We start from the raw sequence: 20,674 nt of genomic DNA, 5'->3' as shown, positions 1-20,674 counted from the left end.
TATGATTGATTTGATTATTAACCCAAGACTGCCAGTACGTCGCTCTGACGCATGATGAGGTATTTCGAGCCTTCCACTTCGAGTTCCGTTCCGGCATATTTGCCATACAAAACCGTATCGCCCACTTTCAATACCATCTCTTCGTCTTTCGTACCGTGACCTACCGCCACAACTTCGCCTTTCAAAGGTTTCTCTTTTGCCGTATCGGGTATGATGATACCGCCAACCGTTTTTTCTTCCGCAGGTGCAGGGAGAATAAGCACTCTGTCTGCCAATGGTTTAATGTTCATAATGCTTTTGTTATATTTTAAAGTTATACATATATGATAATAACAAACTGCCTTTATCAATCGGGCAGGACGCAGAAGAGATTGCGAAAAGCGTGCCAAAACGATAAAGCCGGAATTTGTCAGGAGCGGACTGACAAAATGACGCAAAGCAGACAACCAAGCATGCAAGCGTCGTGTTTCATGCAAAGCCGGCAAACTCCCATTACAAAGATTTCCGCACCTCATCTCAGAGACATCCGCACCGGATTCGAAACACAAAGGCCCGTAGACAAGGGCGGTTGGAAGTCTGTTTTCAAAGCCCGTCATGTTTGTTTTCAAAGCCCGCCGCCTTTTTTTCAAAGCCCGCCGTGTTTGATTTCAAAGCCCGCCGTGTTTTTTTCAAAGCCCGCGGGCTTTTTTTGCAGAGTCCGCCGTGTTTTTCTTCGGCAAACAAATCCGTTGTGTTTCAACGCAATGTGCTGTGCCTTGTCGAAAGGGCACACGAACTTAATCTCGGTTTTGTCTGCCTATACCGACGCTCTGTACTGTTTGGATCGATAAACCAAAACTTAATAACAAGCGCACTACTCTTTCAGTAAATGAAAACAACTTTAGTTACTCCTCAAAAACATCTCTTTTTTAAACCGATATATACTGTTATTTCCTTTTAATACTGTATATTCGCACCTAAAAACAAACAAATTGTCTCCTTATGAACAAACTGACATTTGCCGGAATATTACTGTGCGCTTACTTTTACAGTTCCTGCTCTTTACTGCCTGACAGGCAAAACGGCTCCGAAAAACAGGAGAAAGAACCGCTTTCCCGGCAAGATACACTTGCCGCAACCGAAGCCGCCCGAATAAAGGAAGTAGAAGCCGGCGAAATAAAAATCGGCAAAGAGTTGCTATACGACCAATATACATTAGACAGCATTTATCCGTACAAAGACACGACCCGCCGCTTTCAGTGGGAGAAAATAAAAGAAAAACTCGCGTTATTGGAAAACATACAGTCGGAACCCCGGCAATGGGCGATACTTCAAAACTACAAGAACCGCAACGGAGAGGCGCCACTGGTGAAAAAGTTTCATAGAAATTCGTACAAACGGATAGCGGATTCGTTCGGCACCGAAAGGTATCAGTCCGTCCCGCTATACGAACTCACGGATACGCTGACGCCCGAACGCTACGCGCAGGACGGAGAGCTGACCCGCTTTCTCGCAAGCGAAGGAAGTTTCATGAAAATGGAACCCATACACACCGGAGACGTCTGGATGGTTCCACAAAAATATGTCAAGCTTATCGGCGACTCCATCGTTTTTGACCGAGCCATTTTCGTCGACCGCCACAACCAGAACATCGCTACGCTGGAACGCATAGGCCGTGCACAGTGGACGATACGGAGTATGAATCCTTCTACTACGGGACGATACCGCCCGCCGTATGCACAAAAGACACCGATAGGCATGTTCGTCTTACAAGAGAAAAAGAGAAAAATGATATATTTAAAAGACGGCTCTCCGGAAGTTGCGGGATATGCTCCTTATGCCAGCCGATTCACGGACGGAGCATACATTCACGGCGTACCCGTTCAGCTTCCCCGAACAGCGGAAATAGAGTATAGCCATTCGTTGGGAACCACTCCCCGTTCGCACATGTGCGTGCGGAACGCCACTTCACACGCTAAATTTATTTTCGAGTGGGCGCCTGTAAATGAGACGATTATTTTTGTTTTGGAATAAAAAGCGTTATCTTTGCCGCATTATTTTTCAGAAAAAGAATTCATGCGAAAAGTTTCTCTCATATTGTTGATATTTCTTCTCATTCCATCAGGAAACATTTCCACCCGTGCGATGAGACCCGCTCCGGTATTGTCCGGCGCAGGTTCCGAACTGGCGGCGGGCGAACAACTTTTCGAGGAGATGCAATTGGGAGGCGTGGTAAATTTCGTGGCTTTCCGCCAAGCAGTGGCGGGATATTTGCGAATCAAAGAAAAAAGCAAACCGGTCCTGACGCTTATCGATTTCACCAAAGCCTCTACCGAGAAACGTCTTTTCGTTTTCGACATGGAAAAGAAAAAGTTAGTATTCAGTTCTGTTGTGGCCCATGGCAGAAACAGCGGAGAGAACTACGCTACTTCTTTTTCCAATAAATACGGTTCATACAAAAGTTCACTCGGATTCTATCTCACCGGACATACGTATCAGGGGAAAAACGGTTATTCGTTGATATTGAACGGACTGGAGAAGGGCATCAACGACAAAGCCCGTGAGAGGGCAATCGTGGTACATGGAGCAGCTTATGCCAACCCTTCTGTGGCGGCTTCTACAGGACGATTGGGAAGAAGCTTCGGATGTCCTGCCCTGCCGCAAGCCATCACAAAGCCCATCATCAATACGATCAAAGGAGGAAGCGTCATGTTCATCTATGCCAACAATCAGGATTATATGGCACAAAGCAGTATCCTGAAGGGGTTGCAGCAGACAGGATTGCTGACACGGAATCAATAACCCCATCCACAGCAATAGAATCTTGCCGTTATAATATCCGCTTCCGGCTTTTTAAGGATTGAAACAAGTCCCCGATCATATGCTAAGACAGACTGTCTATCGCATTTTTCTCCGGTTTTTCCTGTGCCAGATGACAAAGCCCGTTATTGGCAGAGAGGCCCCTATCAGGCTGGCAAGAAACATGATTGATTTACCGAACAGCCCCAATATGCTTCCGTCGTGCAGTTCGAGATTCATCCTCCTGAGTTTATGAACGACAGAGGCGTCTTCATACTTGCCGGTAAAAGGACCGGAGCCTTGCAACGGCTTCAACGTATGACGGTCGAAAAACAAATAATCTGTCCTGGAGCGGGAACCGCGCCGATGCCCCACACTTACCCTGAACACGCCGTCTTTCTTCGAGGGCAGCGAAAAGGAAAGCTTTTTAGCTTCGGGCGATTCCGCTTTCAACCGGTAGAAAAGACTGTCTAAAGGTTCTACTACCCGCGAAGAAGTTTGTAAGGTATCCGAAACAGGAATCATATTCGGCTGCAAGCCTTCGCCACCGGAGACTATTGCATAAAAGGATTTGTTAAACCATCCCAGACTAAAAATCAATCCGGTGAAACAAATTACAAATAAAGGCAGAAAAGCATAAAAGCCTAAAATGCGATGCAAATCGAAATTCAAACGGGGGAAAGTAAAAGGACGCTTCATCGTCAAGCGTTGCATAAGCGCTCTCCGGGTCCATTGCGGCGGCCACCACAATATCAGTCCGGCAATGAGTGCGATAAAAAAAGCAAGCACGCTGTATCCCACGATAACGCTGCCTGTTTGTTTCGGGAGCCATAAAGAGCGATGCCCTCGTATGACAAAACGGAAGAAATCAAAATCGTCTGCCGATCTCATAATGGTTTTCTGTATCTTCCCATTGTACGGATTAAGAAAAACAGTTTTTTGCCCTTCACCTCTCCGATGATAATCCACAAATACCGCATCTGTTTTTTCACCGTATGTGATGGCGGTAGCAGATATTCCCTCTTTCATGACAGAATCGGCAAGGGATAAAATGACGGAGGGCGGCAGAGCTTCCGTTTGTTCAGGCACAACAAAACGCCAAGGTTGTGTAGCCTCGTTTATTTCGTTTTTAAAAACATACAGGCAACCTGTGATACATACGATAAACACAACAAGTCCCGACAACAGTCCCAAATACAGATGCAGTTTCGCACAGATTTTACGAAAAGTTTTATTCATACAATCTTCTTTTTAATTACAATCTTCTTTTTAATTACAATCTTCGATTTATTAAATATGTGGTTTCCTTATTTCTAAAAAACAAAACTGCAAATATAAGTATGAGCCGTGAATTTGACAATAATCAGATATGGGTATTTAAGCGAAAAAAACTTTTATAAAATCTGGATATTATAATCATTTCTAATGATTATTCGTTTATACGCAAACTAGTTAGTATCTTTGTACCGGAAAAAATTCATAATTAGAATATGGCATTTACGAATAATATTATGATTGTCCGGCATAAGCTGCTGGCCGACCTTGTCAGACTCTGGAAAGACGAGCAACTGGTAGAGAAAATCGACCGTCTGCCATTGGAGCTGACCCCAAAAAAGTCTAAGCACATGGGGCGTTGCTGCGTACACAAAGAACGCGCCGTATGGAAATATAAGTCGTTTCCGTTGATGGGGTTCGACATGGACGACGAACACGACGAACTCACTCCTCTATCCGAATATGCCCGTCAAGCTTTGAACAGGAAAGAAATCACCAAACAAAATATTCTATGCGTGATCGATGAGGCATGCTCTTCTTGCATACAGATTAATTATGAAATAACCAACCTCTGCCGTGGATGCGTAGCCCGCAGCTGCTATATGAATTGTCCGAAAGGGGCCGTCCAATTCAAAAAGAACGGTCAGGCAGCCATTGACCACGATACATGCATCAGTTGCGGTATCTGTCACAAAAGCTGTCCTTACCATGCCATCGTATACATCCCCGTTCCTTGCGAGGAAGCCTGTCCGGTGAAAGCTATCAACAAAGATGAAGACGGCATCGAACATATTGACGAAAGTAAATGTATCTATTGCGGGAAGTGCATCAATGCTTGTCCGTTCGGAGCAATCTTCGAGATCTCGCAGACCTTTGACGTGCTTCAAGGCATTCGCAAAGGAGAAAAAATGGTAGCGATCATCGCACCTTCCATCCTTGGGCAATTCAACACATCCATCGAACAAGTGTACGGCGCATTCAAACAAATAGGGTTTGCCGAAGTAATAGAAGTTGCCGAAGGAGCGATGATGACCATCAGCAACGAAGCACACGAACTGATAGAAAAGTTGGAGGAAGGACAAGCCTTCATGACAACCTCTTGTTGTCCCTCTTACATCGAATTGGTAGAGAAGCATGTTCCGGACATTAGTCCCTATGTTTCTTCTACCGGATCGCCGATGTATTACGCTGCACGCATCGCCAAAGAAAAACATCCCGATGCAAAAATCGTATTCGCAGGTCCCTGCGTAGCCAAACGCAAAGAGGTTCGTCGTGACGGAGCAGTCGACTTCATTCTTACTTTTGAAGAAATAGGTTCTATATTCGACGGATTGGGTATCGAACTTAAAGAAGCTCAACCTTTCTCCGTCCTGCATACTTCCGTACGGGAAGCGCACGGCTTCGCACAAGCCGGAGGAGTGATGGGAGCAGTCAAGGCGTACTTAAAAGACAAAGCCGATAAAATCAACGCAATACAAGTATCGGATATGAGCAAGAAAAATATTGCGTTATTACGCGCAGCCGGTAAAGCGGGAAAAGCTTCCGCACAATTTATAGAGGTCATGGCTTGCGAAGGCGGTTGTATAACGGGACCCTGTACCCACAACGATATTGTTTCGGGCCGCCGTCAGTTGCTGCAAGATCTTGCGAAGCGAAAAGATACGTATGAAACAATGGGTAGATAAATTAAGAAAAGAAAGAACACTCAATCAGGAAGAGCTCCGGCAACTGTTGACTCACTGCGACACTGAAACTCTGTGCTATATCAACGGGCAAGCACGAGAAGTAAGTTTACGGCAATTTGGAAATAAGATTTATGTCCGCGGGCTGATCGAAATAAGCAATTGCTGCCGGAACAATTGTTACTATTGCGGCATTCGAAAAGGCAATCCGAAAGTGGAGCGTTATCGGTTGAGTACCCGACAAATTCTGGATTGCTGCCGGAAAGGATATGCGACAGGACTCCGCACCTTTGTGTTGCAAGGAGGAGAAGACCCCGCCCTGACGGACGAGCGGATAGAGAAAACGGTTGCCGCCATACGGAAAAGCTATCCCGATTGCGCCATTGCACTGTCATTAGGTGAAAGGTCGCGTGAAGCCTACGAACGCTTCTTTCTGGCAGGAGCGAATCGTTACCTGCTTAGGCACGAAACCTCCGATGAAATGCACTACGGTCAACTGCATCCGGCAGAGATGTCGCTTGCCCGGCGACTGAGATGTCTGCACGATTTGAAAGAAATAGGATTTCAAACGGGAACGGGTATCATGGTGGGTAGTCCCGGACAAACCACAGATCATCTGATGCAAGATATACGCTTCATCGAAAAACTACGTCCGGAAATGATCGGAATAGGTCCTTTCCTTTCGCATCATGACACCCCCTTTGCCGAATGTGCCAACGGAACACTGGAACAGACTTTACTTTTGTTATCGATTTTCCGCTTAATGCATCCGTCGGCTTTAATCCCTTCTACCACAGCGCTCGCTACGCTGGCGGCCGACGGAAGGGAACATGGAATATTGGCAGGAGCCAATGTGGTGATGCCCAATCTTTCTCCGCCGGAAGAACGAAGAAAATACGCACTCTACAATGACAAAGCTTCAGTGGGGGCGGAATCGGCCGAAGGATTGAGAATTCTGCAAAAGCAGTTACGTGCCATAGGTTACGAAGTTTCTACCGAAAGAGGAGATTTTGTTGCCGCAGATTACTAAACACTTAACACTAACTATTGAACCGATAACAATATGGCTTACCAAGCAGATTCATCAAAAGCCGAAGAATTCATAAAGCACGAAGAAATTCTGAATACATTGAGATATGCGGAAGGAAACAAGAACAATCGTGCGCTGATAGAGGAGCTCATCGAAAAGGCTGCCCTCTGCAAAGGACTTTCACACAGGGAAGCGGCAGTATTATTGGAATGCGAGCAGACGGACTTAACAGAGCGTATCTTCCATCTTGCCAAGAAAATCAAACAGAAGTTCTATGGCAACCGAATTGTCATGTTCGCACCGCTTTATCTATCGAACTATTGTGTAAACGGTTGCGTGTATTGTCCTTATCATGCCAAAAACAAAACAATTGCCCGCAAGAAGCTGACACAGGAAGAAATACGCCGCGAAGTCATCGCGCTACAAGACATGGGACACAAGCGTCTGGCGCTCGAAGCCGGTGAACATCCGCTTCAAAGTCCCATCGAATATATACTCGAAGCTATCCGTACGATATACAGCATCAGACATAAAAACGGGACCATCCGGCGGGTGAACGTGAATATTGCCGCCACTACGGTAGAGAACTACCGAAAGCTCAAAGAGGCAGGCATCGGCACTTATATCTTATTCCAGGAGACTTACCACAAGCAGAATTACGAGGCTTTGCATCCTACAGGACCTAAAAGCAATTACGCATACCACACCGAAGCGATGGACCGGGCAATGGAGGCCGGAATCGACGACGTGGGAATCGGAGTATTGTTCGGGCTGAACACATATCGGTACGACTTTATCGGATTGCTCATGCACGCAGAACATTTGGAAGCAAGATTCGGCGTCGGGCCTCATACCATCAGCGTGCCCCGTATCTGTTCGGCAGACGACATCGATGCCGGAGATTTTCCCAACGCTGTTTCCGATGACACTTTCAGTAAAATTGTGGCTGTGATTCGTATATCGGTTCCTTATACAGGAATGATTATCTCTACCAGAGAATCGCAAGCGTCGCGTGCCAGAGTACTGGAGTTAGGCGTCTCGCAAATTAGCGGAGGTTCGCGTACAAGTGTCGGCGGATATGCCGAAAAAGAACTTCCGCAAGAAAACTCTGCACAATTCGATGTAAGCGATACCCGAACGCTTGATGAAATAGTAAGCTGGCTGCTCGACTTGGGGTATATCCCCAGCTTTTGCACGGCATGCTACCGGGAAGGACGAACGGGCGACCGCTTCATGTCGCTGGTCAAATCGGGGCAGATAGCCAACTGCTGCGGACCGAACGCGCTGATGACGCTGAAAGAATATCTGGAAGATTACGCTTCGGAAGACACGCGCAAGAAAGGTCTGGCACTGATTCGCAAAGAAACAGACCAGATTCCGAACCCCAAAATCAGAGAGATAGCTATCCGGAACCTGAAAGAGATAGCCGCAGGTAAGAGAGATTTCAGGTTCTAATTCATATGACTCAATCAGGAAGAATAACTCATGAGCTTAACCCATACTCCCCATGCCAACCGGCTACATATCACGCTGTTCGGCAAAAGAAACAGCGGAAAGTCATCTCTTATCAATGCGCTGACCGGACAGGAAACTGCCCTTGTTTCGGACATGCCAGGCACTACCACAGACCCGGTGAGCAAAGCAATGGAAGTGCCGGGAATAGGGCCTTGCCTATTCATCGACACTCCGGGATTTGACGATAAAGGCGAATTGGGCGACCTGCGCATCGAACGGACACGGCAGGCTGTAGAGAAGACCGATATAGCGTTGCTTCTTTGCGGTGGAGACGCTTCGAATGCAAACCCTGATCTCAACGAAGAGCTCCTTTGGTTTCGGGAATTGAAAAGCAGGAATATCCCCACCATTCTTTTGATCAACAAAACGGATATACGCAAAGGAACAAAAAATCTTGCCGACCGTATAGAAGCCTTGTGCAGCAGCTCTCCCATTTTAGTCAGCGCCAAAGAAAGAACAGGAATCGAGGGCATTCGTCAGAGCATACTCGAAAAGCTGCCCGAAGACTTCGAGCAGGAAAGCATTACCGGACGATTGGTCGGCGATGGGGACTTGGTGCTGCTGGTGATACCTCAGGATATACAAGCGCCGAAAGGGCGGCTGATTTTACCGCAAGTACAGACTATACGCGAACTTCTGGACAGGAAATGTATCGTGATGAGCTGTACTACGGACAAATTGTCGGAGACATTATCAGTTCTTTCCTCTCCTCCCAAACTGATTATCACAGATTCACAGGTTTTCAAAACAGTCTATGAGCAGAAACCCGCCGCCAGCCGGCTCACTTCTTTTTCCGTACTTTTCGCGAGCTATAAAGGAGACATCGAATACTTCGTAGAGAGTGCGGCAGCAATCGATTCTCTGACCGAATCGTCGCACGTGCTCATAGCCGAGGCTTGCACGCATGCGCCCGCAACCGAAGACATAGGAAGAGTAAAACTTCCGCGCATGCTGCGAAAAAAAGTCGGTGAAAAACTCGCCATCGACATCGTTTCGGGTAGAGACTTCCCTCAAGATCTCTCTTCTTACGACCTGATCATTCACTGTGGCGCCTGCATGTTCAACCGGAAATACCTAATGAGCCGAATCGACCGTGCCAAAGAACAAAAGGTGCCGATGACGAATTACGGAGTAGCCATCGCACTTCTCAGCGGAATCCTCGACCGGATAGAATACTGAAGAATCCATGAACCTTTCCGGAAGCCATTCGAACGATATACATCAAAGACAAAAGCATTCCCGAAACCTCTTTAAACACCGGAATAAAGAAACCGAAATAAAAATAAAGAGCGGATTGGAGAACAAGCAAAGTCGTATATTCAGCCAAAAGCCACCATTGGAAGAATCAACTTTTCAGACTAACCTTTTGAACACAAAAGATTTTGCTTGGTATCAATAACCAATGAAATTCCTTGCAGCAGTTTTTCTATTATTCAGTGTCGATGTCAACATGTGCGGTTTACAGCTGACAAGGTGTTCAGCAAACGGTATCAATTTTCCTGAAGCTTTGCAATCAGTTCTTCCACCGAAACAAGCTGTTGCTCTCCGGACTCCATATTCTTAAGCATCGCCTTTCCTTCGTTCATTTCATTTTCTCCGACTATAGCCACAAAAGGAATCTGTTTTGCGTTGGCATAACCCATTTGCTTTTTCATTTTGGCGCTGTCGGGGAATATTTCCGCACGAATGCCTGCGGCACGTACTTTAGCAAGCATATTCATAGAAAAGGCCGCCTCTTTTTCACCGAAGTTGACAAACATGATTTCCGTGCCGTTCACCGCTTCTTTCGGATAAAGGTCGAGTTGATTCAACACGTCGAAGATACGGTCGGCACCAAAAGAAATGCCTACTCCGGACACGCCTGCCATGCCGAACACTCCGGTCAGGTTGTCGTAACGCCCGCCGCCGGTAATGCTGCCTATCTGTACGTCCAACGCTTTCACTTCAAAGATGGCGCCCGTATAATAATTCAGTCCACGCGCCAACGTCAGGTCCAACTCTATCTCATTCTTCAAGTTCATGGCTTGGAGCGTACGAAGAATAAACTCACTCTCCTCCACGCCTTTCAGACCAATTTCGCTGGCGGACAAAACTTCTTTCAAAGTAGCCAATTTCTCCGCATTCGTGCCGCTCAGCAAAATAATCGGTTGCAGCTTGGCTATCGCTTCTCCGCCGATACCTTTTTCCTTCAATTCGGCGTTCACATTGTCGAGACCGATTTTATCGAGCTTGTCGATGGCTACCGTAATATCGACTATCTTATCGGCTTCACCGATAATTTCGGCGATTCCCGACAAAATTTTCCGGTTGTTGATCTCAATGCACACACGGATGCCAAAACGACTGAACACAGTATCGATGATCTGCATCAATTCCACCTCGTTCACCAACGAATCGCTGCCCACCACATCGGCATCGCACTGATAAAACTCCCGGTAACGTCCCTTTTGCGGACGATCGGCACGCCAAACAGGCTGAATCTGATAGCGTTTGAAAGGAAACGCGATATCTTCCCTATGCATCACCACATAGCGGGCAAAGGGAACGGTCAAGTCATAACGCAAACCTTTTTCGCAAAATTTGCTTGCCAGCTTAGCGGCATTGCGGCTCAAAAGCTCTTCATCGGTAATCCCCGAAAAATAATCTCCGGAATTCTGAATCTTAAAAAGAAGCTTATCGCCTTCATCTCCGTATTTTCCCATCAGGGTAGAAAGCATCTCCATCGACGGAGTTTCTATCTGCTGAAAACCATACAGATGATATACATCACGAATCGTATCGAATATATAATTACGCTTCGCCATTTCTACCGGCGAGAAATCACGCGTACCCTTTGGAATACTTGGTTTTGCTGCCATATCTTTTTTATTAAATCGCATTTTAATGCGCAAAGTTACGGCAAATTATCGAATATGCCTAAACTGAGTCTTACATATTTCTCAGTCTCTTCTCCCCATGAAAATTAAAATATAGTAAACCAAGGTAGCCAACGATCCCAAAGCGGCAACCACATACGTATAAGCGGCGGAGCGGAGCGCATCTTCAGCCTGTGAATGATTGAACGAATTGGTAATGCCGGAAGAGTTAAGCCACACCAACGCACGCTTACTTGCATTTATTTCTACCGGCAGTGTAATGAAACTGAACAACGTGGTGGTTGCAAACAAAACGATACCTGCCAATAGCAGTTGCGGAAATGTATTCACCAGCATTATTCCTGCCAACAATACCCAAGTCATAATGGAAGAAGCAAAGTTCACCACCGGCACCAAAGCGCTGCGCATTTTCAACGGTGCATACATACGTGCATGCTGAACGGCGTGTCCGCACTCATGAGCTGCCACAGCGGCAGCCATGATGCTGTTGCTCTCGTACACCCCCTCACTCAAATTCACGGTTTTGTTCACCGGATTGTAATGGTCGGTCAACTGACCGCGTACATGCGTCACCTGCACATCGTATATACCATTATCGTGAAGCATTTTCAAAGCCACATCTCGTCCGGTCATCCCATTGCCCGTAGCTATCTTCGAATATTTCTTGAATTTACGTTGGAGATTCATCTGAACCAGCCAACTCACTAAAGCCACACCGATAAATATAATCCATTGGATTCCTATAACTCCATTTCCCATAATTTCTATTTATTAATTTATTATATTCTACACTTTACCGTTAATACACAAATCGCTTGCCAAAAATAAGAGGAAAGAACGAATGCCGAAAAGTCTCCCCGGCATTTTAGGAAGAATTAGCTAAAAAATCATTCTATTACCAACTCAACCACACAGTCGATGTCTTGAGGTACTTCTGAAAATTCAAGCAAAACTCCGTTCCTGCTCTTTGAGAAGCGGACGGGCGAACCGTCTTTAAATAAAATCGCCTTTTTCACCTTTCGCTCTGTCAAAGGCAAAAACAACGCTTTATCTTGCAGAGAAAGAATATGCACGTAAAGTTTATTGCCCTTTTGCGTTGTCACTCCCCAATCGTGCGGATCCACCATACCGCCTCTCGTTCCGTAAATCGTCTCACCGTATTGCTTCATCCACTCTCCTACTTCTTTCAATCGCTGCACCGCTACGGCAGGCAGTTCGCCATCGGGTTGGGGACCGATATTCATCAGCAGATTGGCGTTCTTTCCGGCAGCCTTCACCAAGTAATGAATCAGTGTCTTGGCGGATTTATAATTCTGGTCGGTCATCTTATATCCCCACATCCCGTTCATGGTTTCGCAAGTTTCCAACGGCAGCCGACTGATGCTCTGTCCCGAAAGGCCCGCTTTGTTTTCACCGGGCAGGTCGCGCTCGAATATCTGAATGTCCTCTCCGTCGAAAGGTGTCTGATGATGGTTGTTCCCTATCAAACAAGCCGGTTGAAGCCTATGAATCAATTCATACTGTCGGGGAAGCTCCCAATCAAATCCGGGATTCTGATCCTGATCCCACCATCCGTCGAACCAAACGGCGCCTATGGGTCCGTAGTTGGTCAGCAGTTCCGTCAGCTGATTATTCATGAACTGATAATAAGTCGGCCAGTCTCCTTTCGGATTCGAGCGTCCCGTACCACGTCCGGTACGCCCCCACGGATAATCTTCTCGTGCCCAGTCGAGATGAGAGTAATAGAGATGGAGTTTGATACCGTGTTTGGCGCAAGCATCCGCCAGTTCTTTCACAATATCCCGTTTGAAAGGAGTAGCTTTCACTACATTGTAGTCCGAATAGCGGGTATCGAACATAGAAAATCCTTCGTGATGACGTGTAGTAAAGCAGATATACTTTGCTCCGGAAGCCTTAATAGCTTCTACCCATTGCTCCGCATTAAACTTAGAAGGATAAAAGCCGCCTGCCAGTTTGGCATATTCCTGATAATTCAAGTCTTTGTTTGTCATTGTCCACTCACCCGTGGCGAGCATGGCATACAGCCCCCAATGAAGAAAAATGCCGAACTTATTATCCTGAAACTCTTCACGGGCTTTGATATTTTCCGCAGAAGGGCGATAAGAATTCTGAGCCGAAGTACTCAAGCTCATTCCGAATAACAAAAGCAAAGTAATAACGTGTTTCATGATAGTAGAAAAGAAGACCTCACCTGCTCTTTTATAAAAGGAAAGCGAAATGAGGTCTGTTTTTAGATTTTAGTATTTTAAATAACAATTATTCCGTATAACGCTCAATAGTCTGCTCTCTGTCCGGCCCTACAGACACAATCTTGATTTCTACGCCGAGCTGTTCTTCCAGGAATGTCAGGTACGCATTGAATTCTTCGGGGAACTCATCTTCGCTCTTCATTTTAGTCATATCCGTCATCCATCCGGGAAGTTCGGCATATACAGGCTCCAAATTTTCTTCGATATCATAAGGGAAATAATCGATCTCCTCACCATTCAATCGGTAAGCTACACAAGCCTTGATCGTCTGGAAAGTATCGAGCACATCACTCTTCATCATAATGAGTTTGGTCACACCGTTAACCATTACGGAATACTTCAAGGCAACCAAATCGATCCATCCGCAACGGCGCTTACGTCCTGTCACCGAACCGAACTCATGTCCGAGCGTACACATCTTGTCGCCGGTTTCGTCAAACAGCTCCGTCGGGAACGGTCCAGCTCCCACACGCGTACAATACGCTTTGAAAATACCGTAAACTTCACCGATACGGTTCGGAGCCACTCCAAGCCCCGTGCATGCACCGGCACAGACTGTATTGGAAGAGGTCACAAACGGGTAAGAACCGAAATCGATATCAAGCATTGTCCCTTGGGCACCCTCGCAAAGTACGCTCTTTCCTTCCCTCAGGAAATTGTTGATTTCATGCTCACTGTCCACCAAAAAGAATTGTTTCAAATATTCTACACCTTCCATCCAGGCCTTTTCCTGCTCGGTAAGGTCGTATTCATAGTTCAGGCTTTTCAGAATTTGCTCGTGACGCGCTTTCGCAACTGCGTATTTCCGTTCGAACCCATGCAGTATATCTCCTACACGGATACCGTTTCGACTGACCTTATCGGTATAAGTAGGACCGATTCCCTTTCCGGTAGTACCTACTTTAGCGTCTCCTTTGACAGCCTCATAAGCAACATCTAACAAACGGTGTGTAGGAAGAATGAGATGCGCTTTTTTCGAAATGTGCAAACGCTCTTTCAAAAGATGTCCTGACGCTTCGAGCGCTTCGGCCTCAGCTTTGAACAATGCCGGATCAAGCACCACACCGTTCCCAATAATATTTAGTTTATCCCCCTGAAAAATTCCAGAAGGAATGGAGCGAAGCACATATTTCTGCCCTTCGAACTCAAGTGTGTGACCGGCATTCGGTCCGCCTTGAAAGCGAGCGATTACATCGTATCCGGGTGTTAAAACATCGACTACTTTTCCTTTACCTTCATCACCCCATTGTAATCCTAATAGAACATCTAATTTCATTTTTTTTTCTTATTGTTGTTATTTACTCTCTTTCTTTTATTCGCCTTGTCGCATTTGCTGCACAACCCGTACACATACAATGTATAATGCGAAAGCTGGAAGCGGTTTAGCTTCGTATTCTCAATGGCGCGTTTCAACTCGGTATCCTGAAATTCGGTAACCTTGCCACACTGAGTACATATCTGATGATGGTGCGTTTCGCGATTGTATGATTTCTCGTATTGGGAGGAAGTTCCGAACTGGTGTTTGATGACCAGACGGGCATTGATAAGCAGAATAATGGTATTGTAAAGCGTTGCGCGGCTTACCCGGAAGTTTTCTTGCTCCATCATTCTGAGATAGAGCATATCAATATCAAAATGTCCGTCGATGGAATAAATAGTATCAAGTATAGCATATCGTTCGGGGGTCTTGCGATGCCCGTTCGCTGTAAGATATTCAGTGAATATCTGCCTGACCGTATCTTTCACATTTCGAGTTTCCATCAGCAGCACAAAATTAGCGCCAACAAAGTTAAGCGTTTTTTGCGGAAAGCAAAAGGTTTTTGAATATTTATCAAAATGGAAAGCCGATATATCTCCACATTCTGTGACAAGTATATCGGCCATGTATCACCTGTCTACCTCCTGACGCACCATATTATACAGCATCTGTTCGGCTTCCGTGCAAGAATCGGACATTTTTTCCACCAGACGACATACCCTGAAAGCATGTTCTTCGCTGTGTTGCATATACTTCCTGATGGCCAGCATGGCTGCGTTTCGTACGGTATGACTTTCCGAATGTATTGCACAGATGGCTTGATCGAGGAGTTCACCGGAAGCTCTTTCGGTCATATCTCCTTTTTTCACCAGAAGCCGGGCAATAGTCAAAAAACCGCAAACCTGCACATACTCCCTCTCATCGGCTATCCAATGAAAAGATTTGGCCGGAGCGTAAGGCAAATGCTGGAAAAGATTCATACAGGTCAGTTCCGCAATTTCTGTATTCCGGATAGATTCCACCCAAATATCGGCAATCTCCGGATAAAAAGTATCAATGGGTTGCAACATTCCCGCCAGAATTTTGCATTCGCGTATATCTTCTTTCCATAAGGCTTGCGCCAAATCATGACTTTTCTCGTATCCGGCGGCGATAGCTTTTATACGCGGAAGTTCCACTCCAAAATTCAGTTTATACGTCAATCCTTTCTCTCGCATGCTTTGGGACACAGCTCCGTTCATAGATAAACGGAGCTGTGTCTTGATTTCTTTTAGTTGTTCTTTTATATCCATATTTAAATATAAGCATTAGTTTACAGAGGGCAGCGGAGAATAGTCGCGGCTATAACGCAACATTTGTTCGGCATATCCCTCGTCGTAAGAAACGGTCACATCCGTAACGTTTCCATTCTTGTCTGTGGCCAATTCATATTTAGGATTTACAAATCCTTTGTAAGGAGCCAGATTTAATCGTTTGTAACGCTCCAACACCTCGGCATGCAATACGGGGTCTACTTTCACCGCATACTTCTCCACCAACGAGCGTGCCGCATTAAAATCACCCGTCGACTTGATTCGCTGGATTTCCGCCAGAAGTTCACCGAACAAAGTACGGACTTTCTGATAATCGTTTACCACCACGTATGTTTTCCCGTTCTTTTCGATCATTTCCACAGCTTTATCCGTCGAAGCCTTTTCAAACACCCAACGGGCAATCAATTGCCGGTTACGCATGTGAGCCTCTTCGATCTCATTCCCCGGCAGGATACGTACCAGCTGAGTCATCAAACCGTTCATAAGAAATGTATAGTATTCGGCTTTATAGGCATCCGCATCAGGAACAAGCTTCAGTTCCACCAACTTCGGATCGGCGACGTAATATAGTCCGAACAAGTCGGCACGCGCCTCTTCGATAGTAGAGCCATAAGCCTTCAGCGCATCCGGATCGACTCCGGGGAGCAATTTTCCGGAGCCATGCCCCAAGCATTCATGCAAATCGGTATGAAGTTCTCCGGTCAAATCTCCGTATTTATCAATCAGCTGTTTCTCTTCATCGCTATACACGAACTCTTCGTTAAACCCGTTGCCATGAGCAGCTTTGTTGTAAGCATCCGTAATATTTCCTATCGTAACCGATTTCGACCCGTGATGCGCCCGAATCCAGTTGGCATTGGGAAGATTTATACCGATGGCCGTGGCAGGATACAAATCGCCGGCAAGGATAGCTGCGGTAATTACTTTAGCCGAAACGCCCTTCACCTCCTCTCTCTTGAAGGAGTCGTCTACCGGAGAATTTCTTTCGAACCATTGCGCGTTACTGCTGATAATTTCTGTCCGGCGAGTAGCTTCGAGATCTTTAAAGTTCACCAAAGCCTCCCAACTGGCTTTCATTCCCAGCGGATCGCCATAGGTTTCAGTGAAGCCGTTCACAAAATCAATGCGGGAATCCAAATCCTTGACCCAAAGAATGGAGTACTCGTCGAAATCTTTCAAGCTGCCGGTTTCATAAAAACGAACCAGCTTCCCGATTACAGCTTTCTGCGCATCATTCTCCGCCACGTTTTCCGCCTTTTTCAGCCAATGAACGATCTTTTCAATGGCCTCTGTATATAGTCCGCCCACTTTCCATGTTTTCTCTTTTATCTTGCCTTCTTCTTTCACCAGGCGGCTGTTCAGTCCGTAAGAAACGGGAGTCTCATCTTTAGGATCTTTCATCGAATTATAAAACTTTTCCGCTTCTTGCTGGGTTACTCCATCGTAGTAATTGCAAGCTGATGTGAGCAACAAGTCTTCTCCATCAGTCTGATTCACCCGCTTGGGCATGACAGAAGCATCGAAAATCACGGGGAAAAGCTCATCGCATAATTGCGAAGCTGTTTGCCCATCGGCCAGTGGAAGCTCTTTCGAATCAACATTCAACACAGCTTCTCGCAAGAATTCCTGCGAAAAGTGCGGCACAAATTTCTCTGAACCGTAATGATGATGAATACCATTTGAAAACCAGACTCTTTTCAGGTAAACTTCCATATTCTTGAAATCAGAGTTTGTTTTATTGCCCTGATAGTTCGTGTATACAGCTTCAAGCATCCGCCGTATCCTCAGGTTGTATTTTCCGTTCTGGTCGAACAGAATATCCCTCCCCTCAAGTGCTGCCTGCGTTAAATAATACACCAATTCCTTTTGCTTCAACGTCAGCTCCTCAAAACCGGGAACTTTATACCTTAATATTTGTAAATCTGCAAATTGTTCCACTATATATTCGTTTTTTCCGTTTTCGGATGTTTCTTTTTTGATGCCTCCGCAAGAGGCAAACAACATAGCGGAGGCCATCATCTCTATCATGTATTTTTTCATAACAAATCAGTTTTAAGATTAAAATAAAATGAAAAAGGAATTATCTCCGTTTATCATCAGAGGCAATTCCTTCTATTTTGTTACAGGCAATGCAACTACTTCTTCTTTTCAGCATGTTTTTTGCGATATCCGTTAGGAGTATCACCTACATTCTTATAAAATGCTGCATAAAAAGATTGACGGTTGGCAAAGCCCACCATCGCACTGATCTCTTCCACATTCTTGTCGGCATAACGTTTGTCCGTCAATAAATGCAAGGCGTCTTTCACCCTGTATTCATTTAACAAACAAGAATAATTCATTCCAAACCGAGAGTTTACGACAGCAGAAAGATAACGGGTATTCGTTTTAAGTTCTTTGGCTAAATCTTTGGCCGAAAAATCAGGGTCCTTATACTTCTTCTGAACAACAACAATATTCAGAATTTTATCATACAACTCATCTGCCAACTCAGGTCTGATCAAAGATCTGTACGCCGCTTTTTTTTCCTTTTTATCCCTCAGATTATAAGGGCGTTTTTTAGGAATTCCTTCCTTTTTTTTGTTTTCTAAATCATCCATTGAATTAACTGTTAGGGTTTGTTCACTTAATTATTGTTTTCCGTTCGTCTACCAAGATTATCTACTTCTTACAAATGTCTCATTTTTTTTCAAAATAAGCAATTATTTTGTAGAACTTTTTTTTATTAAACAATCGCGGACATAGAATTAGATCGAAGAAACAAGAATAATAAGATCTTTTAACTTTTAAATTTCACAAAAAACGATTTGCTGTCCGTTTTTCTTCAAAAGAAAACTATAACTCGATATATTACAAACAAGTGGAAAAGTAAAACCCAATACCCTTCCACCGGTCAATCCTTCTGTCAGAAAGAGGATGAAGAAACAATCACATCACAAATAGGAAAAGAACAAATAAAAACAAAGCCGGCGGCGACACAAAAACGGCCCGGAAAACAATAATAAATATCATGAAAAACAAAAGGCGAAGTTTAAATGTTGTAATACAAAACCGCCAAACAGAATTGAAACAAAAACATTTCATTATGTATGCAATACTCGACATCCCACCCAAAGAAGTTTCCGAGAATTTAGAACTCTTACGCCAAGATCTGGATCTGAAAATTCCGGAAAAGAAGCTGGACCGCAATTTGCTCATAGCCAGTTGGAACATCCGGGCATTCGGTGATTTGACACGAAAATGGGCAAGTGAAGAAAACGATAATCCCAAAAGAGATTTGCACTCGGTGTGCTGCATTGCGGAGATCATCCGACGCTTCGACGTGATAGCTGTTCAAGAAGTGAAAGCCAACATCCGCGCCTTGAGAGACACACTCAAGTTGTTGGGTGAACACTGGTCTTTGATTCTGACCGATGTAAACAAAGGAGACTCCGGAAACGGCGAGCGGATGGCTTATCTGTTCGATACGAGAAGAGTAAAATTATCCGGACTGGCGGGCGAGCTGGTTGTTCCGAACGAATGGACCAAAGTTGTTTCGGACAAAGCGCTCGACGAGCAATTTGTACGTACACCTTATGCAGTAAGTTTTAAATCTAACCAGCAAACATTTATCTTAGTCACCCTGCACATCCTTTATGGTAAAAAATCATCCGACCGGATCAAAGAATTGAAAGGCATTGCTCAATGGCTTTCGGCATGGGCAACAGACATAAATGCTTATCACCAGAATTTAATAGTGTTGGGCGATTTCAATATAGAAGAACGCGGCGATCTTCTTGACCAGACGTTCCTTTCGGAAGGATTGTACGTTCCGCCGGAATTGCAGAACAAGCAGGTCACTCGTTCCATCTTCAACGAAAGCAAATATTACGACCAGATTGCATGGTTCAACGGCGAAGGCAAACAGCCCAAACTATCCATGGAATTCATCAATGGCGGAAATTATGACTTTATAGGAAAGGCTCTTCAGAACAGAAACTTATCCAAGCGCAGCCTATCCTATTTATTATCCGACCATTATCCTTTATGGGCAGAATTCAAACTGTAAGAGAATCGGCTCTTCCGGCCGGAACAAATGTCCTATACTTTTTCGGAGAAAGTATACGTGTGTGCAGAATAAGAATACTTTAAAGAGATTCTCGGGAAAGAAGGGGCGGAAGTTTCAAAGCATTGATAGGGGCAAGCATTACTTCGGAGAGTGCCCGCAGAACCGAAGGTGATTCAAAGACAAGATAACCCATAGTCGAGAGTCATTTCAATAGATGTGTTCAAACTTCCCCGCCTTTTTCGGCAACTCTCCGCTACCGCATCGTAAAAATCTGCATACGAGCTCAAACACCGGTAGTGTTTCAATTAGAAGGCCCAGGACAACGTATGCCTGTTCGCCGGCAAACACGTTCAAACACCGGTATGTTTCAATTCAAAACTCTTCGGCGATGGCCGCCGATGTCATGTGTTTGCTCAAACACCATTATGTTTCAATTCAAAGCCCGCCGCCTTTTTTTCAAAGCCCGCCGTGTTTTTTCCAAAGCCCGCCGCCTTTTTTTCAGAGGCCGCCCGTGTTTTTTTTCAGACGCCGCCGCCTTTTTTTGAGAAGCTCTGTTCTTTCAGAATTGCCTTAGAGAAGCATAAAAGTCATGAAGAGGCAAAATCTGCTCAAATCCTCATTTCGGCTTA

The 20,674-nt window shown here is 45.3% G+C and carries 18 protein-coding genes; 7 read left to right on the top strand and 11 right to left on the bottom strand.

Features of this window, described 5'->3' with window-relative positions:
- Nucleotides 1–17: 17 nt before the first annotated feature.
- Both GGR07_RS00530 and GGR07_RS00525 read right to left on the bottom strand, forming a co-directional pair.
- Nucleotides 18–290, bottom strand: coding sequence for a co-chaperone GroES (locus tag GGR07_RS00530; protein ID WP_027325061.1), 273 nt, complete (start codon nt 288–290; stop codon nt 18–20).
- 292 nt (nt 291–582) lie between these two features.
- Nucleotides 583–723 (bottom strand): hypothetical protein, encoded by a 141-nt coding sequence (locus tag GGR07_RS00525; protein ID WP_172545182.1) that lies wholly within the window; start codon nt 721–723, stop codon nt 583–585.
- Nucleotides 724–981: 258 nt separating this feature from the next.
- Here GGR07_RS00525 and GGR07_RS00520 point away from each other — a divergent pair, with 258 nt between their 5' ends.
- Nucleotides 982–2,013, top strand: a complete 1,032-nt coding sequence (locus tag GGR07_RS00520) for a L,D-transpeptidase (RefSeq protein WP_021645971.1) — start codon at nt 982–984, stop codon at nt 2,011–2,013.
- A 42-nt stretch (nt 2,014–2,055) separates the two neighbouring features.
- A complete protein-coding gene (locus tag GGR07_RS00515) occupies nt 2,056–2,781 on the top strand; it encodes a murein L,D-transpeptidase catalytic domain family protein (RefSeq protein ID WP_021645970.1) in 726 nt (241 codons plus the stop codon).
- Nucleotides 2,782–2,877: 96 nt separating this feature from the next.
- On the opposite strand, the gene GGR07_RS00510 is transcribed toward GGR07_RS00515, so the two are convergent.
- Nucleotides 2,878–4,017 (bottom strand): PepSY-associated TM helix domain-containing protein, encoded by a 1,140-nt coding sequence (locus GGR07_RS00510; protein ID WP_021645969.1) that lies wholly within the window; start codon nt 4,015–4,017, stop codon nt 2,878–2,880.
- A 251-nt stretch (nt 4,018–4,268) separates the two neighbouring features.
- On the opposite strand from GGR07_RS00510, the gene GGR07_RS00505 reads away from it, so the two are divergent.
- From GGR07_RS00505 to hydF, 4 genes are read left to right on the top strand one after another with little or no spacing between them, the layout of a single operon-like run.
- Complete coding sequence (locus GGR07_RS00505) at nt 4,269–5,738, top strand: monomeric [FeFe] hydrogenase (protein WP_021644837.1); 1,470 nt, start codon at nt 4,269–4,271, stop codon at nt 5,736–5,738.
- Nucleotides 5,719–6,765, top strand: a complete 1,047-nt coding sequence (gene hydE, locus GGR07_RS00500) for a [FeFe] hydrogenase H-cluster radical SAM maturase HydE (protein WP_021644838.1) — start codon at nt 5,719–5,721, stop codon at nt 6,763–6,765. Before GGR07_RS00505 ends, hydE begins: the two co-directional genes overlap by 20 nt.
- A gap of 33 nt (nt 6,766–6,798) precedes the next feature.
- Nucleotides 6,799–8,220, top strand: a complete 1,422-nt coding sequence (gene hydG, locus GGR07_RS00495) for a [FeFe] hydrogenase H-cluster radical SAM maturase HydG (protein WP_021644839.1) — start codon at nt 6,799–6,801, stop codon at nt 8,218–8,220.
- A 30-nt stretch (nt 8,221–8,250) separates the two neighbouring features.
- The gene (gene hydF / locus GGR07_RS00490; RefSeq protein WP_021644840.1) at nt 8,251–9,459 is read left to right on the top strand and encodes a [FeFe] hydrogenase H-cluster maturation GTPase HydF; all 1,209 of its coding nucleotides are present in this window, start codon (nt 8,251–8,253) and stop codon (nt 9,457–9,459) included.
- A 311-nt stretch (nt 9,460–9,770) separates the two neighbouring features.
- On the opposite strand, the gene hisS is transcribed toward hydF, so the two are convergent.
- The 8 genes from hisS to GGR07_RS00450 form a co-directional block, all read right to left on the bottom strand.
- Entirely contained in the window at nt 9,771–11,138 is a 1,368-nt protein-coding gene (gene hisS, locus GGR07_RS00485; RefSeq protein WP_122056701.1) for a histidine--tRNA ligase, read from the bottom strand.
- A gap of 81 nt (nt 11,139–11,219) precedes the next feature.
- Nucleotides 11,220–11,915, bottom strand: coding sequence for a zinc metallopeptidase (locus GGR07_RS00480; protein ID WP_021644843.1), 696 nt, complete (start codon nt 11,913–11,915; stop codon nt 11,220–11,222).
- A gap of 128 nt (nt 11,916–12,043) precedes the next feature.
- Nucleotides 12,044–13,345 (bottom strand): alpha-L-fucosidase, encoded by a 1,302-nt coding sequence (locus GGR07_RS00475; protein WP_021644844.1) that lies wholly within the window; start codon nt 13,343–13,345, stop codon nt 12,044–12,046.
- Nucleotides 13,346–13,433: 88 nt separating this feature from the next.
- Nucleotides 13,434–14,702: an adenylosuccinate synthase gene (locus tag GGR07_RS00470; RefSeq protein WP_021644845.1), complete on the bottom strand. Its 1,269-nt coding sequence runs from the start codon at nt 14,700–14,702 to the stop codon at nt 13,434–13,436.
- Nucleotides 14,699–15,187 carry a Fur family transcriptional regulator gene (locus GGR07_RS00465; protein ID WP_034542625.1) on the bottom strand — a complete coding sequence of 163 codons (489 nt, stop codon included), beginning with the start codon at nt 15,185–15,187 and terminating at the stop codon, nt 14,699–14,701. The genes GGR07_RS00470 and GGR07_RS00465 overlap by 4 nt, the downstream gene beginning before the upstream one ends.
- Before the next feature lie 126 nt (nt 15,188–15,313).
- Nucleotides 15,314–15,976 carry a DNA alkylation repair protein gene (locus GGR07_RS00460; RefSeq protein ID WP_021644847.1) on the bottom strand — a complete coding sequence of 221 codons (663 nt, stop codon included), beginning with the start codon at nt 15,974–15,976 and terminating at the stop codon, nt 15,314–15,316.
- A 15-nt stretch (nt 15,977–15,991) separates the two neighbouring features.
- Nucleotides 15,992–18,037 (bottom strand): dipeptidyl-peptidase 3 family protein, encoded by a 2,046-nt coding sequence (locus tag GGR07_RS00455; RefSeq protein WP_021644848.1) that lies wholly within the window; start codon nt 18,035–18,037, stop codon nt 15,992–15,994.
- Nucleotides 18,038–18,132: 95 nt separating this feature from the next.
- Nucleotides 18,133–18,597: a helix-turn-helix domain-containing protein gene (locus GGR07_RS00450; RefSeq protein ID WP_021644849.1), complete on the bottom strand. Its 465-nt coding sequence runs from the start codon at nt 18,595–18,597 to the stop codon at nt 18,133–18,135.
- A gap of 485 nt (nt 18,598–19,082) precedes the next feature.
- On the opposite strand from GGR07_RS00450, the gene GGR07_RS00445 reads away from it, so the two are divergent.
- On the top strand, nt 19,083–20,045 hold the full coding sequence (locus GGR07_RS00445) for an endonuclease/exonuclease/phosphatase family protein (RefSeq protein ID WP_034542627.1): 963 nt from the start codon (nt 19,083–19,085) through the stop codon (nt 20,043–20,045).
- The last annotated feature ends 629 nt before the right edge of the window (nt 20,046–20,674 follow it).

This window comes from Bacteroides pyogenes, from assembly GCF_014196225.1.
Classification (GTDB): domain Bacteria; phylum Bacteroidota; class Bacteroidia; order Bacteroidales; family Bacteroidaceae; genus Bacteroides; species Bacteroides pyogenes_A.
Note: the sequence above shows the minus strand (reverse complement) of the source record. Positions and strands in the feature narration are given on the sequence as shown.

Coding starts and splice junctions, on each gene's coding strand:
- GGR07_RS00445 (WP_034542627.1), top strand. CDS start 19,083: ATGTATGCAATACTCGACATCCCACCCAAAGAAGTTTCCGAGAATTTA.
- GGR07_RS00460 (WP_021644847.1), bottom strand. CDS start 15,976: ATGGATATAAAAGAACAACTAAAAGAAATCAAGACACAGCTCCGTTTA.
- GGR07_RS00515 (WP_021645970.1), top strand. CDS start 2,056: ATGCGAAAAGTTTCTCTCATATTGTTGATATTTCTTCTCATTCCATCA.
- GGR07_RS00475 (WP_021644844.1), bottom strand. CDS start 13,345: ATGAAACACGTTATTACTTTGCTTTTGTTATTCGGAATGAGCTTGAGT.
- GGR07_RS00530 (WP_027325061.1), bottom strand. CDS start 290: ATGAACATTAAACCATTGGCAGACAGAGTGCTTATTCTCCCTGCACCT.
- hydE (WP_021644838.1), top strand. CDS start 5,719: ATGAAACAATGGGTAGATAAATTAAGAAAAGAAAGAACACTCAATCAG.
- hydG (WP_021644839.1), top strand. CDS start 6,799: ATGGCTTACCAAGCAGATTCATCAAAAGCCGAAGAATTCATAAAGCAC.
- GGR07_RS00450 (WP_021644849.1), bottom strand. CDS start 18,597: ATGGATGATTTAGAAAACAAAAAAAAGGAAGGAATTCCTAAAAAACGC.
- hydF (WP_021644840.1), top strand. CDS start 8,251: ATGAGCTTAACCCATACTCCCCATGCCAACCGGCTACATATCACGCTG.
- GGR07_RS00505 (WP_021644837.1), top strand. CDS start 4,269: ATGGCATTTACGAATAATATTATGATTGTCCGGCATAAGCTGCTGGCC.
- GGR07_RS00480 (WP_021644843.1), bottom strand. CDS start 11,915: ATGGGAAATGGAGTTATAGGAATCCAATGGATTATATTTATCGGTGTG.
- GGR07_RS00510 (WP_021645969.1), bottom strand. CDS start 4,017: ATGAATAAAACTTTTCGTAAAATCTGTGCGAAACTGCATCTGTATTTG.
- GGR07_RS00455 (WP_021644848.1), bottom strand. CDS start 18,037: ATGAAAAAATACATGATAGAGATGATGGCCTCCGCTATGTTGTTTGCC.
- GGR07_RS00465 (WP_034542625.1), bottom strand. CDS start 15,187: ATGGAAACTCGAAATGTGAAAGATACGGTCAGGCAGATATTCACTGAA.
- GGR07_RS00520 (WP_021645971.1), top strand. CDS start 982: ATGAACAAACTGACATTTGCCGGAATATTACTGTGCGCTTACTTTTAC.
- GGR07_RS00470 (WP_021644845.1), bottom strand. CDS start 14,702: ATGAAATTAGATGTTCTATTAGGATTACAATGGGGTGATGAAGGTAAA.
- hisS (WP_122056701.1), bottom strand. CDS start 11,138: ATGGCAGCAAAACCAAGTATTCCAAAGGGTACGCGTGATTTCTCGCCG.